The organism is Herbaspirillum sp. BH-1 (assembly GCF_002870055.1).
Lineage (GTDB): Bacteria > Pseudomonadota > Gammaproteobacteria > Burkholderiales > Burkholderiaceae_D > Herbaspirillum > Herbaspirillum frisingense.
Map to the genome: position 1 here is coordinate 1 of NZ_PKOI01000012.1, position 15,687 is coordinate 15,687.

The 15,687-nt window shown below is 63.2% G+C and carries 10 protein-coding genes and 2 tRNA genes; 3 read left to right on the top strand and 9 right to left on the bottom strand.

Going from position 1 to position 15,687, the window contains the following annotated elements:
* Positions 1 to 242 precede the first annotated feature (242 nt).
* Positions 243 to 1,163 (top strand): 5-dehydro-4-deoxyglucarate dehydratase, encoded by a 921-nt coding sequence (gene kdgD / locus HBH1_RS15985; protein ID WP_077236442.1) that lies wholly within the window; start codon positions 243 to 245, stop codon positions 1,161 to 1,163.
* 184 nt (positions 1,164 to 1,347) lie between these two features.
* On the opposite strand, the gene HBH1_RS15990 is transcribed toward kdgD, so the two are convergent.
* The 4 genes from HBH1_RS15990 to HBH1_RS16005 all read right to left on the bottom strand — a co-directional run bounded on the left by HBH1_RS15990 (position 1,348) and on the right by HBH1_RS16005 (position 7,606).
* Positions 1,348 to 3,129: a methyl-accepting chemotaxis protein gene (locus tag HBH1_RS15990; RefSeq protein WP_102663543.1), complete on the bottom strand. Its 1,782-nt coding sequence runs from the start codon at positions 3,127 to 3,129 to the stop codon at positions 1,348 to 1,350.
* 295 nt (positions 3,130 to 3,424) lie between these two features.
* A complete protein-coding gene (locus HBH1_RS15995; RefSeq protein ID WP_199181602.1) occupies positions 3,425 to 4,537 on the bottom strand; it encodes a lactonase family protein in 1,113 nt (370 codons plus the stop codon).
* A 79-nt stretch (positions 4,538 to 4,616) separates the two neighbouring features.
* Positions 4,617 to 6,185 (bottom strand): galactarate dehydratase, encoded by a 1,569-nt coding sequence (gene garD / locus HBH1_RS16000; protein WP_102663544.1) that lies wholly within the window; start codon positions 6,183 to 6,185, stop codon positions 4,617 to 4,619.
* Between the two features lie 77 nt (positions 6,186 to 6,262).
* A complete protein-coding gene (locus HBH1_RS16005) occupies positions 6,263 to 7,606 on the bottom strand; it encodes an MFS transporter (RefSeq protein WP_102663545.1) in 1,344 nt (447 codons plus the stop codon).
* A gap of 398 nt (positions 7,607 to 8,004) precedes the next feature.
* On the opposite strand from HBH1_RS16005, the gene HBH1_RS16010 reads away from it, so the two are divergent.
* Positions 8,005 to 9,084 (top strand): permease, encoded by a 1,080-nt coding sequence (locus HBH1_RS16010; RefSeq protein WP_102663546.1) that lies wholly within the window; start codon positions 8,005 to 8,007, stop codon positions 9,082 to 9,084.
* A 7-nt stretch (positions 9,085 to 9,091) separates the two neighbouring features.
* Here HBH1_RS16010 and mnmH read toward each other — a convergent pair whose 3' ends face one another.
* The 5 genes from mnmH to HBH1_RS16035 all read right to left on the bottom strand — a co-directional run bounded on the left by mnmH (position 9,092) and on the right by HBH1_RS16035 (position 13,150).
* Entirely contained in the window at positions 9,092 to 10,213 is a 1,122-nt protein-coding gene (gene mnmH, locus HBH1_RS16015) for a tRNA 2-selenouridine(34) synthase MnmH (protein WP_102663547.1), read from the bottom strand.
* Complete coding sequence (gene selD, locus HBH1_RS16020; protein WP_102663548.1) at positions 10,213 to 11,247, bottom strand: selenide, water dikinase SelD; 1,035 nt, start codon at positions 11,245 to 11,247, stop codon at positions 10,213 to 10,215. Before selD ends, mnmH begins: the two co-directional genes overlap by 1 nt.
* Before the next feature lie 226 nt (positions 11,248 to 11,473).
* Positions 11,474 to 11,549 (bottom strand) — tRNA-Asn (locus HBH1_RS16025).
* Between the two features lie 180 nt (positions 11,550 to 11,729).
* Positions 11,730 to 11,805: transfer RNA gene (locus HBH1_RS16030), tRNA-Asn, on the bottom strand.
* Between the two features lie 127 nt (positions 11,806 to 11,932).
* On the bottom strand, positions 11,933 to 13,150 hold the full coding sequence (locus tag HBH1_RS16035) for an amino acid aminotransferase (protein ID WP_102663549.1): 1,218 nt from the start codon (positions 13,148 to 13,150) through the stop codon (positions 11,933 to 11,935).
* Positions 13,151 to 13,571: 421 nt separating this feature from the next.
* On the opposite strand from HBH1_RS16035, the gene uvrB reads away from it, so the two are divergent.
* Complete coding sequence (gene uvrB, locus HBH1_RS16040; protein WP_102663550.1) at positions 13,572 to 15,653, top strand: excinuclease ABC subunit UvrB; 2,082 nt, start codon at positions 13,572 to 13,574, stop codon at positions 15,651 to 15,653.
* Positions 15,654 to 15,687 lie beyond the last annotated feature (34 nt).

Below are 15,687 nucleotides of genomic sequence, written 5' to 3' on the forward strand. Positions count from 1 at the left end.
CCCCCGGCCAGTGCACCATCCTCCGCCCCCTGCCTCACCTCACCTGCAGCGCCTTCTCCCTCACTCCCCTCCTTAGTCCAACACGTCACAATAAATTGCTGGATTTCTGAAATCTTATGTTGTACGATGACTGATGTCATATGCAGTTTTGATCGGAGCCCGGTGTCCGTCCCGCTGACTTGCGCCCGGGCCTCCGTTTCCACCCTATTTCCAACTGATTTCCAACGGCGTCGAGCGAAAACATGTCCCAGTACACACCCCAAGACCTCAAACAGATCCTCTCTTCCGGCCTGCTGTCCTTCCCGCTGACCGACTTCGACGAGCAGGGCGATTTCCGCCCCAAGACCTATATCGAGCGCCTGGAATGGCTGGCTCCGTACGGCGCCAGCGCCCTGTTCGCCGCTGGCGGCACGGGTGAATTCTTCTCCCTGGTGCCGGGCGAGTATTCGGACATCATCCGCACCGCCGTGGATACCTGCCGTGGCAAGGTGCCCATCATCGCCGGTGCCGGCGGCTCCACCCGCGCAGCCATCGCCTATGCCCAGGAAGCCGAACGCCTGGGCGCGCACGGCATCCTGCTGATGCCGCACTACCTGACCGAAGCCAGCCAGGACGGTATCGCCGCCCACGTGGAAGCGGTCTGCAAATCGGTCAATTTCGGCGTCATCATCTACAACCGCGCCGTCTGCAAGCTCAACGCCGAGACCCTGCAAAAGCTGGCCGACCGTTGCCCGAACCTGATCGGCTTCAAGGACGGCATCGGCGAGATCGAGCCGATGGTGCACATCCGCCGCAAGCTGGGCGACCGCTTCACCTACCTGGGTGGCCTGCCGACGGCCGAAGTGTACGCCGCTGCCTACAAGGCACTGGGCGTGCCGGTCTACTCTTCGGCAGTGTTCAACTTCATTCCCAAGACGGCCGTGCAGTTCTACGAAGCCATCGCCAAGGACGACCACGCCACCGTGGGCAAGCTGATCGACGACTTCTTCCTGCCCTACCTGGAAATCCGCAACCGCAAGGCTGGTTACGCCGTCTCCATCGTCAAGGCCGGTGCCAAGATCGTGGGTCACGATGCCGGTCCGGTGCGTACCCCGCTGACCGATTGCACCCCGCAGGAGCATGAAGAGCTGGCTGCCCTGATCAAGAAGCTGGGTCCGCAGTAAGGGTGTAATGAGCCCGCTTGGGCTCGCATGAGAATCAGAAAGACCAAGGGCCGCAGAAATCTGCGGCCCTTTTGCTTTGCCGCCCCGCTGACGAGGTGCGAGCACGAAAAAAAACCTCCGGCGCCAGTGCGACGGAGGTTTCCTTCCGCTCAGGTCCGGCCAGGCCGGCATCCTGATGATGGGTTCAGAACTCTTCCCAATCCTGGGCGTCATCCTTGCCCCGGGCGCTGGCCGATGAGCTCGCCGATGCGCCGGCCGGCTTGGCTGGTTTGGCCGGGGGAAGCTTGGGCGCGGCAGCAGGCGCGGCCTTGGGCGCAACCGGCGCGCTGACCGACGCCATCGCAGGCGCAGCCTTGGAGGCTGGTGCCGCCTTGGGCATCGGGCGCGCCTTGACCGACGCACTGGCGACCTGATGCGCATCGATCTTGAAGATGCTGACCGCAGCCACCAGGTTGGTGGCCTGCGCCTGCAAGGACTGGGCGGCGGCCGCAGCTTCTTCCACCAGCGCCGCGTTCTGCTGGGTCACCTCGTCCATCTGGGTGATGGCCCGGTTGACCTGCTCGATCCCGGTGCTCTGCTCGCGGCTGGCTTCGGCGATCTCGCCCACGATGTCGGTGACGCGCTGCACGCTGGTGACCACCTCGCTCATGGTGGCGCCAGCCTGCTCGACCAGTTGGCTGCCGGCCTCGACCTTGTCCACCGAATCGTCGATGAGGGACTTGATTTCCTTGGCGGCAGCGGCCGAGCGCTGGGCCAGGGAACGCACTTCCGACGCCACCACGGCAAAGCCGCGGCCCTGCTCGCCGGCACGGGCCGCTTCCACCGCTGCATTGAGCGCCAGGATGTTGGTCTGGAAGGCAATGCCGTCGATCACGCTGATGATGTCCACGATCTTGCGCGAGGATTCATTGATGGCCTGCATCGTATCAACCACCTGCGACACCACCTCGCCACCCTTGCTGGCGGTGGAAGAAGCCGAATGCGCCAGCTGGTTGGCCTGCAGGGCATTCTCGGCGTTCTGCTTGACGGTGCCGGTCAATTCCTCCATCGAGGCGGCGGTCTCTTCCAGGGAGCTGGCCTGCTGCTCGGTGCGCGAGGACAGGTCCATGTTGCCGGCGGCGATTTCCTTGGCATTGGTGTCGATGCTGTCGGAACTGCTGCGCACGCTGGACACCGTCGTCAGCAGCGCCTGCTGCATGCTGCGGATGGCGGCGAACAGGCGACCGATCTCGTTCCTGCTTTCGACATCGACCTTGGTGGTCAGGTCGCCATTGGCCACCAGGTCCAGCAGGTGCACGGCGCGATTGAGGGGCGTAAGCACGATGTTGCGCAGCATGAAGTGCACACCGATGACCAGGAACATGGCACCGATGAGACCGGCCACGACCAGCCACACCACCAGGTTGTATTCACGCTGGCGTTCGGTGGTGGCCTTGTCGTTGAGCTCCATGGCCCGCTTCTGGTAGACGTCCAGCGCGGTCGAGAAGCGCGCGCCCCCCTTGCTGATGAAGTTGTTGTTGAGCTGCGAATAGGCGGCGGCATCACCGCTCCTGAGCACCTCGGTGGCCTTCTTCAGGATCTCGTTCAAGGCCTTGGCCGATTCGATCAATTCGGTCTTGGTAGCAGGATCCTGGCCCTCCAGATCGGGGAGTTTGGCGTAGTCGTCCAGGTATTTGAGACTACGTTCGTAGGTGGTCTGGGCGCTCTTGAAGGCCGCGTCGATCACTGCCTGGTCACCCTTTTCCATCAAGGTCGAATAGATGCGGGACTGGGCCGCGCGGGTGCGCGTGGTGTCCTTGTAGGCATCATTGATCAACAAGGCGCGCTCGGTGATCTCGTGCACATACTCGGTCGCATGATTGGCCCGGCCCAGGGCAAAGATGCCGACCGCAGCACCGACCACGATCATGCAAGAAAACAGCGCAAGCGCGCTCATCAGGCTGAAGCGAACCGTAAGATTCCGCATTCCCTCTCTCCGCTTAATTTTTGGACAACATTAGAAATGAGACTAGCACCTGACGATACAGCAGCCGCCCCTTCTCCAATCGGACGGCAACCAGACCAAAACCACCCTATTTCCCGGTTAGGGCGGTCAGCAGGCTGTCAGGCGGCATTGTGCAATGGCAACGCGAAGCGCCGCCTGTCCTGGATCAAGGCGCGTGCAAAAGAGACAGAAATTGGCCTTGCCATATGAACATCATGACAAGGCCGGTCGCCCATCGGAGGGTGGGCCGGGATAACCAGGGTGGCAAGCGAAGGGATCAAGGCAGGTCGATGATCTCGACCCAGTTGGGGTTGCGGCCCAGGGTATAGCGCAGGACCGGCGTGAGGACACCAGTATCGCGGTCGATGGCGTAGCTGGTCAGGCCGGCCTTCTGCCCGACCGCCAGCAGGTAGCGGCCACGCGGATCGATGTTGAAGCCGCGCGGCTGGGTTTCGGTGGGGATGTTGAGGATGCGGGTGAGCTTGCCGCTGGCGGGATCGACCCTGAAGCCGGTCAGGGTATTGGAGCTGCGCTCGGAAGCGTAAAGGAAACGGCCGTCCGGGGTCAGGTGCAGATCGGCCGCGGCCAGTTGCTCGCTGGTCTTGAAGCCCTCGGGCAGGAGCGAGTCGCTGCCCAGCAGGCTGAGCGTGCCGTTCTGGCGGTCATAGGCATAGGTACTGACGGTGGCATCGAGCTCATTGGTCGAATAGACGAAACGCTGGTCCCGTGAAAACACGAAATGACGCGGCCCTGCCCCGGTCTGGGTACTGACTGCGGGCGGCGTATTGGCAGTGAGCTTGCCGGTGGCGGCGTCGAAGCGGTATTGCAGGATCACATCGCTGCCCAGGTTGCTGGCGAAGACGTGCGTATTGTCGGGGTCCACCTGTACCGAGTGGGCGTTCTTGCCGGTGGGGATCACGGCCAGCGGCGGGGTCTGCACCACGCCATCGGCACCGATGGCATTGACCGAGATCTTGTTGCCGGAGTACGACGCCGCCAGCAGGTAGCGCCCGGTACGGTCGGTGGCGATGTTGGCCATGTTGTCGGCCAACGGCGTCCTGGAGAGCGCCTTGAGCATGCCGCTGGCGGGGTCGATGGCGTAGCTGAGCACCGAGTAAGGCTGGCCGCGCAGGGCGGCATACAGGTATTTGTGATCGGGGCTGATGGCCAGCGGCATGACGGTACTGCCGGTGTCGACCCGGTCGATCAGGTTCACGCTGCCGTCGCCATTGAGGCGCAACACGTAGATGTCCTGGCTGTCGGCGTTGGAGACATAGGCCACCGTGGCGGCGCCGGCCTGGGCAGCGGCCAGGCTGAGGACGGAAGTGGCGATCAAGGTGGCAAGGCGGGATGGGGTGGCGGAAGGGTTGCGGGCGCTGTCGTGGCTCATGGTGTCTCCTGTCGATTCATATTGTTGTTCGAAAAACTGAAGCAAAAAAAAGGACCCGCAAGCGGGCCCCAAGGAAGGATCAGGTCACTGGCGCCGGATTGAACAGGGTCAGCGCGTTATGCAGTTTCCACTGCTCGGCCCAGGTGCGCTTCTTGCCGCTGGCCACGTCCAGCATCAGCTGGAACAGTTCCCAGCCCACGTCCTCGATGCTGGCCTCGCCGCTGGCGATGCGGCCGGCATTGACGTCCATCAGGTCGTGCCAGCGCCGCGCCAGGTCGTTGCGGGTGGCGACCTTGATCACCGGCACCGCTGCCAGGCCATAGGGGGTGCCACGGCCGGTGGTGAAGATATGCAGGTTCATGCCGGCGGCCAGCTGCAGCGTGCCGCAGATGAAGTCCGAGGCCGGCGTGGCGGCGTAGATCAAGCCCTTCTGCTGCAGCTTGTCGCCCGGCGCTAGCACGCCCGAGATCGGGCTGGAGCCGGACTTGACGATGGAACCCATGGCCTTCTCGACGATATTGGCCAGACCGCCCTTCTTGTTGCCGGGGGTGGTATTGGCACTGCGGTCCACGCCGCCCTGCTTGAGGTAATTGTCGTACCAGTCCATCTCGCGGATCATGGCCTGCGCCACTTCCTCGTTGACTGCGCGCGAGGTCAACTGGTCGATGCCGTCACGCACCTCGGTCACCTCCGAGAACATCACTGCCGCCCCGGCCCGCACCAGCAGGTCGGTGGCGAAGCCCACGGCGGGGTTGGCGGTCACGCCGGAGAAGGCATCGCTGCCACCGCACTGCACACCCACCACCAGGTCGGAGGCCGGGCAGGTCTCGCGACGACGCTTGTCGAGCTCGGTCAGGCGCGCCTCGGCCATCTTCATGATGGAATCGATCATGGAATTGAAGCCCACGTGCTCCGCATCCTGCAGGCAGACCACATAGGGCTCGCCGGCCTTGTGGATGGGGATCATGTTTTCAGGCAGCAGGCGATTGGGCTGAAGCTTTTCGCACCCCAGGCTGACCACCATGGCCTGGCCGCCGAAGTTGGGATTCAGGCTGATGTTGCGCAGCGTGCGGATGGGGATGCCGGCATTGGGCGCATCGATGGCCACGCCGCAGCCATAGGTATGCTCCAGCGCCACCACATCTTCCACATTGGGATACTTGGGCAACAGTTCGGCGCGGATGCGCTTGACCGCGTGCTCCACCACGCCCGCCACGCATTGCACGGTGGTGGTGATGGCCAGCAGGTTGCGGGTACCGACCGAACCATCGGCATTGCGATAGCCCTCGAAGGTATAGCCTTCCAGCGGCGGCTGGGGCGCCGGCTTTTTGGTGGCGATGGGCAGGTTGTCCAGTTCGCGGGCCGGCGGCATCTGCACCAGCGACTCCTCGATCCAGCTGCCCTTGGGAATATCGCGCACCGCATAGCCGATGGCTACGTCATAGCGCGTGATGGCCTCGCCCTGCTTGAGGTCGCGCAAGGCGATCTTGTGGCCCTGGGGAACGCGGTCGACCAGGGTCAGCCCATCCGGGAAGACGGTGCCGGCCGGCAGGCCGCCGTCGTTGACGACGATGGCGACATTGTCGGTGTCGTTCATCATGATGTAGCGCGGGCTGGTTGCCTGGCTGGCGGCGATATCGTTGCTCATGCTAAGTCCCATACGACAGAATGCTGCGAATCAAATGAAACGGCGGCGCGTCAGGACGACGGCCGCCGGCAAGGTCTTCAGGCGTCCTTCAATTCGACGCGCTTGATTTCCTTGACGATGACAAGATAGCTGATCACGGTAATCAGTGCATTGACACCCACGAACACCAGCGCGCCCGAGAAGGAACCGGTTTCCTTGACGATGTAACCGATGACGATCGGAGTGGTAATGCCGGCCACGTTGCCGAACATGTTGAACAATCCACCCGACAAGCCCACGATCTGCTTGGGGGCGGTATCGGCCACCACGGCCCAGCCCAGTGCGCCCACGCCCTTGCCGAAGAAGGCCAGCGCCATGATGCCCACGACCATCCACTGCGCCTCGACATAGTTGCACAGGATCATGGTCATGGACAGCAGCATGCCGCCCACGATGGGGATCTTGCGCGACCAGGTCACCGACATGCCGCTCTTGATCAGGCGGTCCGAGATGAGCCCGCCGACCACGCCGCCGATGAAGCCGCACACCGCCGGGATCGAGGCCACGAAACCGGCCTTGAGGATGGACATGCCGCGCTCCTGCACCAGATACACCGGGAACCAGGTCAGGAAGAAATAGGTGATCACGTTGATGCAGTACTGGCCGATATACACGCCCAGCAGCATGCGGTTGGACAGCAGCTGGCGGATATAACCCTTGCCCTTGGTGGAGGGTGCAGCCACCTTGCGGTTGTCCATGTCCACCAGGCCACCGCCGGACTCGATGTGCTGCAGCTCGGCCTGGTTGATGCGCGGATGGTCCTTGGGGCTGTAGATGATCTTGCCCCAGATCAGCGCCAGCGCGATGCCGACCACGCCCATCACCGTGAACACATGGTGCCAGCTATAGGTATGGACGATCCAGGCCATCAGCGGCGTGAACAGCACGGCCGCGAAATACTGCGCCGAGTTGAAGATGGCCGACGCCGTGCCGCGTTCCTTGGTCGGGAACCAGGCCGCCACGATGCGGCCGTTGGCCGGGAAGGACGGTGCCTCGGCCAGACCCACCATGAAGCGCAGCAGGAACAACGACATCACGGCCGCCCCGGTGCTCATCCAGGTCACGCCGGCCTGCAGGAAAGTGAAGACCGACCACAGGCCGATGCTCCACATGTAGATCTTCTTGGAGCCGAAGCGGTCCAGCAGCCAGCCGCCCGGCAATTGCGCCAGCACATAGGCCCAGCTGAAGGCCGAGAAGATGTAGCCCATCATCACCGGGTCCAGCGACAACTCGGTCTTCATCGCCGAGCCGGCGATGGACAGGGTGGCGCGGTCGGCATAATTGACCGTGGTCACCACGAACAACAGGAACAGGATCAGGTAACGGATATGGGTGGGCTTGCCCGCCCCGCCGGCCAGGCCGGTGTCATTGCTTTGCGCCAATTGCTTTCTCCAGGTCTCGACTCGCCTTGCAGGGCCGGCCCGGTGGGCGCGGACATCCTATGACGTATTGTTGTTGATGGGTATCGATTGAATTGTTATAAGACGTCATACAACAGCACGCGCAGTATAACAGGAAGAAAGCCAACCGCAAGCGATGAATGCTTTTCCGGGCCGGGCCGCCGACTGCCCCCGGGCAGAGGCCCGAATCCCACCATCGGCGCGGGCCACGCGCCATTTCCCGACACATCCACACGCCCCGGCAGCGGCTCGTGGGGACCATGCAAACGGGTTCGAAGCGCCTTCGCACCAGACGAAGTTGTACGACATGCTGGCCGCACCTGACGTAGCGCACCGGCACGCGTATCATGCGCCCATTCTTCCATTCCCATGCTTCAACCATGAATACCTCTCCCTCCCTGCCACCATCGCGCCCGGCAGCCCCCTGGCTCAAACCCCTGCTGTTCGTGCTGGTGGCAGCCATCGGCTTGTATTACGTCAAGTGGTCGCCGTATTACCTGAAGTCTTTTGTGGCCGCCGACAAACACAGCATCGGCGCTTCCATCCTGGCCAACGCACCGACGGCGCCGTGGTCGGCGGCGCTGGAATATGCCGGCGTCTACTTCGCAGCCATCTGGAAGGCCGCGGTACTGGGCGTATTGCTGGGGTCGCTGGTACAGGTCCTGGTGCCGCGCGACTGGCTGTTGCGCGTCTTCGGCCGCGCCGGTCTGGGCTCCACGCTGCGTGGCGGCCTGTTTGCACTGCCCGGCATGATGTGCAGTTGCTGCGCCGCGCCCGTGGTGGCCGGCATGCGCCGCCAGCAGGTATCGGTCGGGGCGGCGCTGGCCTTCTGGATGGCCAATCCGGTACTCAATCCGGCCACGCTGGTATTCATGGGCTTCGTGCTGGGCTGGCAGATGGCTGCGCTGCGGCTGGTGGCGGGTATCTTGCTGGTGGTGGGCGTGGCGCTGGTGGCGCAGCGCGTCTCGCAGGCTCAGGCACAGCAAGCCGCTGTGCCGCAAGCCGCGCTGGATGCCGTAGCCCAGGCGGACCAAGGCGAACAGGCAGACAGCGCCCGCCCCTTCCTGCTTCGCTGGAGTCGTCAACTCTGGCAATTGTTCTGGAGCACGATCCCGATCTACATCGTGGTGGTCCTGGCCCTGGGCGCGGCCCGTGTGTGGCTGTTCCCGCAGATGGATGCCAGCATGGGCAACAGCCTGCTGTGGATCGTGGCGCTGGCCGTGGTCGGCACGCTGTTCGTGATCCCGACGGCAGCCGAAATCCCCATCGTGCAATCCATGCTGTCCCTGGGCATGGGCGTCGGTCCGGCCGTGGCGCTGCTGATGACACTGCCCAGCATCAGCCTGCCCTCGCTGCTGATGCTGCGCAACTCCTTCACGCCACGCGTGCTGGTGACGGTGACCGTCATGACCATCCTGATCGGTGCCGCTAGCGGTCTGGCCGCCGTGGCCCTGTTCTAGGGCCTGCTCAGGCCGGGGCTTGCGCCATCGACATGGGCTGCGGCCGATGCTGGCGCAGGAAGTCGACCACCTCGGCCTGCTTGCCCGCGAACAGCAGGCGCGAGCGTTTGGCTTCGCGCTGGAAGGCATAGACCGGGTCGTAGTAGTCCGTCAGCAAGGACTCGATCCAGGCCCGATGCAGGTCGACCACGCCATCTTTCTCCTGGCGCGCCAGGGCGGTTTCCATCAGCTGCAGCAACTGCCGGTAGCGCTGGTCGCCCAGGCGCTTGACCAGCTTGCCCAGCGCGGCCAGCAAATGGGCCCGATAGCGTTCGAAACCGTGGCGCGGGTCCAGCGCCAGATACTCCTCGCTCAAGCCACTGACATAATCGCGCAGGATGCGCTCCACGCGCCCTGCCCGGCTGTCTTCCAGCCATACCATGGGCAGACTCTGCATGCGCTGGTGCAGCGCCAGTGGCAAGGCGCAGGCGCCGATCAGGCGGCTCTCGTCTTCCAGCGCGAACCAGTGATGGCCCTGCGCCCGCAGCTTGATCATGGCAATCGCCAGCCGGTGCTCGAAATCGATGGGTGCCGGCTGCGCCGAAGCGCGCTTGCCGAAGCTGGAGCCACGGTGGTTGGCGTAGGCTTCCAGATCCAGCGCATTGTCCAGCTGCAGCAGCACATCGGTCTTGCCGCTGCCGGTCATGCCGCCCACTACCACGAACTGGCATTGCGCCAGCGCCTCTTCGATGGACTGTATCAGGAAATGCCGCAGCGCCTTGTAGCCGCCGGCCACGCGGGGATAGGCGATGCCGGCTTCACTTTTCAACCATTGCTGGGTGATCTGCGAGCGCAGACCGCCGCGAAAACAGTACAGGCAGCCATCAGGATGCGCCTGCGCAAATCGCGCCCAGGCGGCAATGCGCGCTTCCTTGCCCGGGCCGCTGACCAGCTGGTGACCCAGTTCGATGGCCGATTGCTGCCCCTGTTCCTTGTAGCGCAGGCCGACCTGATGGCGCTCGCTATCGTTCATCAGCGGCAGGTTCACTGCCGTCGGAAACGCCCCCTTGCCGAATTCCACCGGCGCCCGCGCATCCAGCATGGGCGTATCGGCCAGAAACAGCGCCTGACTGGGCTGGATATCGGCCATTAGAGGACCTCGACGGCGTATCGCTGTCGTTCCACCAGTTCGCCGATGGGGGCCAGCTCCAGGCCCAGCGCAGCCGCCGTGGCGAGGAATTCGGGATTGGCGTCGGGGCGCACCGCCACCAGCAAGCCGCCGCTGGTTTGCGGGTCGCACAGCAGGTGCTTCTGGCTATCGCTCAGCGGGCTGATCCTGGCGCCATAGCTCTCGAAATTGCGCAAGGTACCACCCGGCACGCAGCCTTCGGCCAGGTAATACGGCACGCCCGGCAGGCTCGGTACGCGACCCGATTCGATGCGCGCCGTCAGGCCACTGCCGTCGCACATCTCGACCAGGTGACCCAGCAGGCCGAAGCCGGTCACATCGGTCATGGCGGTCACCCCGGCCAGCTTGCCGAAGCGGCTGCCGGGCTGGTTGAGCTTGCACATCCAGTCACGCGCGCTGCCCACGTCTTCGGCGCGCAGCTTGCCCTTTTTCTCGGCGGTGGTGAGGATGCCGATGCCCAGCGGCTTGGTGAGATAGAGCAGGCAACCGGCGGTGGCGGTGTCATTGCGCTTCATGTTGCGCTTGTCGACCACGCCCGTCACGGCCAGGCCGAAGATGGGCTCCGGCGCATCGATGGAATGGCCACCGGCCAGCGGGATGCCGGCCGCATCGCAGGCCGCGCGGCCGCCGCGCACCACGTCACGCGCCACCTCCGGCGGCAGCACATTGACCGGCCAGCCGAGAATGGCGATGGCCATCAGCGGGTCGCCTCCCATGGCGTAGATGTCGCTGATGGCATTGGTGGCGGCGATGCGTCCGAAGTCGAAGGGATCGTCGACGATGGGCATGAAGAAATCGGTGGTCGAGACCACGCCACGCTCTTCGTCGATGGCATAGACGGCAGCGTCATCGCGGGAGGCATTGCCCACCCACAGCCTGGGGTCCAGATGCTGGGCGCCGCTACCGGCGAGGATCACTTCCAGCACCTGCGGTGAAATCTTGCAGCCGCAACCGGCACCATGGCTGTACTGGGTCAGACGAATGGATTCGCTCATGGGAATGTCCTGGCTGTTCGGAGGGGATGCCGATTCTAGCAGCGTTTGAGGGGGTTCAACGCACGGTAGCTCAAGCACAGCAGGCGGTGAGATGATGCGCCAGAAATTGGCTCGAATGCGCTAGTTTCCAGCGCAATCCGCATGGCACCAGACAGACTTTGCTCCATGCCGACGCGGCGCCAAAAACAAAAAAGCCCCGCAAGAAACTTGCGAGGCTTTCGTATTCTGGCTCCCCGACCTGGACTCGAACCAGGGACCTGCGGATTAACAGTCCGTCGCTCTACCGACTGAGCTATCAGGGATCAATTGAGGGCGCGATTATGAACGATTTTTTTCCGAATGACCAGAGAGGAAAACGAAAATTTTTTACACCGTTCTGCATCGTGGCGGCATAGCCCTGCCGCCCTTGCGCACGACCTGTATCACAGGCCTCACACACATTGAAAAGGCCCCGCAATTGCTTGCGAGGCCTTCGCATTCTTTGGCTCCCCGACCTGGACTCGAACCAGGGACCTGCGGATTAACAGTCCGTCGCTCTACCGACTGAGCTATCAGGGAACAGCTGAGAAAAAGATTATGACCCGATTTTTACTTCATGTCAAAACTTTTTTCAGGGAAACGGCCATTTCCTCATAGGAGAAACTGCCTTCCCGCCCGTCCGAAGACGGGACGGGAAACACCCTTCTTACAGCACCTTGGCGATGGCGTTGACGACCGCGTCGATGTTCTTGGTGTTCAGCGCAGCCACGCAGATGCGGCCGGTATCGACGGCGTAGATCGAGAACTCGTTACGCAGGCGATCCACCTGGGCCTTGGTCAGGCCCGAGTAGGAGAACATGCCGCGTTGGCGGGTAACGAAATCGAAGTCATGGCTGGGCGCCTTTTCCTTCAGCTTGGCGACCAGCAGCTGACGCATTTCGCGGATGCGCACGCGCATCTCGGCCAGTTCGTCTTCCCACAGCTTGCGCAGTTCGGGCGATGCCAGGGCGGTCGCGACCACCTGGCCACCGTGGATCGGCGGGTTGGAGTAGTTGGTGCGGACCACGCGCTTCAGTTGCGACAGCACGCGGGCAGCTTCTTCGGCGCTGGCGGCGGCGATGGACAATGCGCCCACGCGTTCGCCATACAGCGAGAAGGACTTGGAGAAGGAGTTCGACACGAACAGCGGGCCGCCGGCTTCGGCGAAGCGGCGCACCACCTGGCCATCTTCGGCAATACCGTCGCCAAAGCCCTGGTAGGCCATGTCCAGGAACGGGACCAGGCCGCGCGAGGTCACCACTTCGATGACCTGGGTCCACTGGTCGTCGGTCAGATCGGCGCCGGTGGGGTTGTGGCAGCAGGCGTGCAGCAGCACGACCGAACCGGCCTTCATGGTCTTCAAGGCATCCAGCATGCCGGCGAAGTTCACGCCGCGAGTGGACGGGTCATAGTAGGGATAGGCATTGACCTTGAAGCCGGCCATCTCGAACAGGGCGCGGTGGTTTTCCCAGCTCGGGTCGCTGATCCAGACTTCGGTGCCGGCCGGCGAGAAGTGCTTCAGGAAGTCGGCGCCCAGCTTCAGGGCACCGGTGCCGCCCAGGGCCTGCACGGTGATTGCACGCTTTTCGGTCACCACGGCGCTGCCGGCGCCGAAGACCAGCTCCTGCACGGCGCGGTCATAGGTGGCCAGGCCGTCAATGGGCAGGTAGGTACGCGGGGCCAGCTTGGCCGCCAGTTCCGCCTCGGCTTTCTTCACGCATTCCAGCAGGGGGACCTTGCCGTTGTCGTCGTAGTAGACACCCACGCCCAGATTGGTCTTGGCCGGGTTCTGGTCGGCGTTATAGGCTTCGGTCACGCCCAGGATAGGGTCGCGCGGCGCCATTTCGATGGCGGAAAACAGGGAGGCGGAGACAGGTGCGTTCATCGTGATAACATGAAAAGTTAGCTGCAACAAAGCGCAGCAGAAGGAAATGGATGCAGGTCCAAGCGGCCGGACATGCACCTTTTTGCAACACTGCATTCTAACAAAAGTGGATGCCCAATCACAGATACAGCCGGGGTGAATTGCCTGCCGAATCTGCATGAGCCCATGCAGAGACGACATAACCCGGCCCGCGTCGTGTCGCGGTCTGGCACCGATGAGCTGCCGCCTGACGCCACTTTGCGTCCGGTCGCGCTGATCCCGGCATGCCGTTTGCGTCTTGAACTTCCACATCCCGGCAGCATTTGATGAATATTCACGCCACCACATTGCCTGCGCGCAATGCCCCGAATCCGGGCATTGCTGCGACCCTGCGCACTGCGGCGGCCCACCGAGCAATCGAGCGACAGAGGCGAGCGACACCATGGCAGAACTGACCCCCATTAGCACCGAGCTGGACGAGAGCAAGTTCATCACCTTTCCCGACTCGCCCTTCAAGCTCTACCAGGTCTTCCCGCCGGCCGGCGACCAGCCGGCGGCCATCGACAAGCTGGTCGAAGGCGTCCACGACGGCCTGTTCTACCAGACCCTGCTGGGCGTGACAGGTTCGGGCAAGACCTACACCATGGCCAACACGATCGCCCGCCTGGGCCGCCCGGCCATCGTATTCGCGCCCAACAAGACGCTGGCGGCGCAGCTCTACAGCGAGTTCCGCGAATTCTTCCCGCACAATGCGGTGGAATACTTCGTCAGCTACTACGACTACTACCAGCCCGAAGCCTACGTCCCCCAGCGCGACCTGTTCATCGAGAAGGATTCCTCGATCAACGAACACATCGAGCAGATGCGCCTGTCCTGCACCAAGTCGCTGATGGAACGGCGCGACGTGGTGATCGTGGCCACTGTCTCGGCCATCTACGGTATCGGTAATCCCAACGAATACCACCAGATGATCCTGACCCTGCGCGCCAAGGACAAGGTTTCGCAGCGCGACGTCATCGCCCGCCTGATCCAGATGCAATACACCCGCAACGAAGTGGACTTCGGCCGTGGCACCTTCCGCGTACGCGGCGACACCATCGACGTGTTCCCCGCCGAGCACGCCGAACTGGCGGTGCGCATCGAGACCTTCGACGACGAGATCGACAGCCTGCAACTGTTCGACCCGCTGACCGGCCGGGTGCGCCAGAAGATTCCACGCTTCACCATCTACCCCGGCTCGCACTACGTCACGCCGCGCTCCACGGTGCTGCGCGCCATCGAGACCATCAAGCAGGAACTGGCCGAGCGCCTGGAATTCTTCCGCAAGGAAAACAAGCTCATCGAAGAACAGCGGCTGGAACAGCGCACCCGCTTCGACATCGAGATGATGACCGAGATCGGTTTCACCAAGGGTATCGAGAACTACTCGCGCCATCTCTCCGGCGCCAAGCCGGGCGATCCGCCGCCCACCCTGGTGGACTACCTGCCGCCGGATGCGGTGATGTTCCTGGATGAATCGCACGTCCTGATCGGTCAGTTGAACGGCATGTACAACGGTGACCGTGCGCGCAAGGTGAACCTGGTCGACTACGGCTTCCGCCTGCCCTCGGCACTGGACAACCGGCCGCTGAAGTTCGACGAGTTCGAGAAGAAGATGCGCCAGACCATCTTCGTCTCGGCCACCCCGGCGGACTACGAAAACACCCATTCCGACCAGGTGGTGGAACAGGTGGTGCGCCCCACGGGCCTGGTGGACCCGATCATTTCCGTGCGTCCCGCCACCACCCAGGTGGATGACCTGATGCAGGAAATCAACGACCGCGTCGCCCGCGACGAACGGGTCCTGGTGACCACACTGACCAAGCGCATGGCCGAGCAGCTGACTGAATTCCTCTCCGACAACGGTATCAAGGTGCGCTACCTGCACAGCGACATCGACACCGTGGAGCGCGTGGAGATCATCCGCGACCTGCGCCTGGGCACCTTCGATGTGGTGGTCGGCATCAACCTGCTGCGCGAAGGCCTGGACATTCCCGAAGTCTCGCTGGTGGCGATCCTGGATGCGGACAAGGAAGGCTTCCTGCGTTCCGAACGCAGCCTGATCCAGACCATCGGGCGCGCAGCCCGTAATCTCAACGGCATGGCCATCCTCTATGGCGATGTGGTGACCGACTCCATGCACAAGGCCATCGGCGAGACCGAGCGCCGCCGCGCCAAGCAGATGGCCTTCAACGAAGCCAACGGCATCGTCCCCACCGGCATCAAGAAGGAAATCCGCGAACTGATCGACGGCGTCTTCAACCCGGCCCAGGCACGCAGCGAGCTGATGGTGGCCGAAGAGAAGAAGAACTACGAATCCATGAGCGAGAAGCAGATCAGCAAGGAGATCAAGCGCCTGGAAAAGCAGATGCAGGAACACGCCAAGAACCTGGAGTTCGAAAAGGCGGCAGCCGCCCGCGACCAGTTGCACGTGCTGAAGCAGCAACTCTTCGGCGCGCCCGGCAGCGATACGGCCGTCGCCTGAACGCAGGCGCCAGGGTAGGCGCCATGGGAAGGCC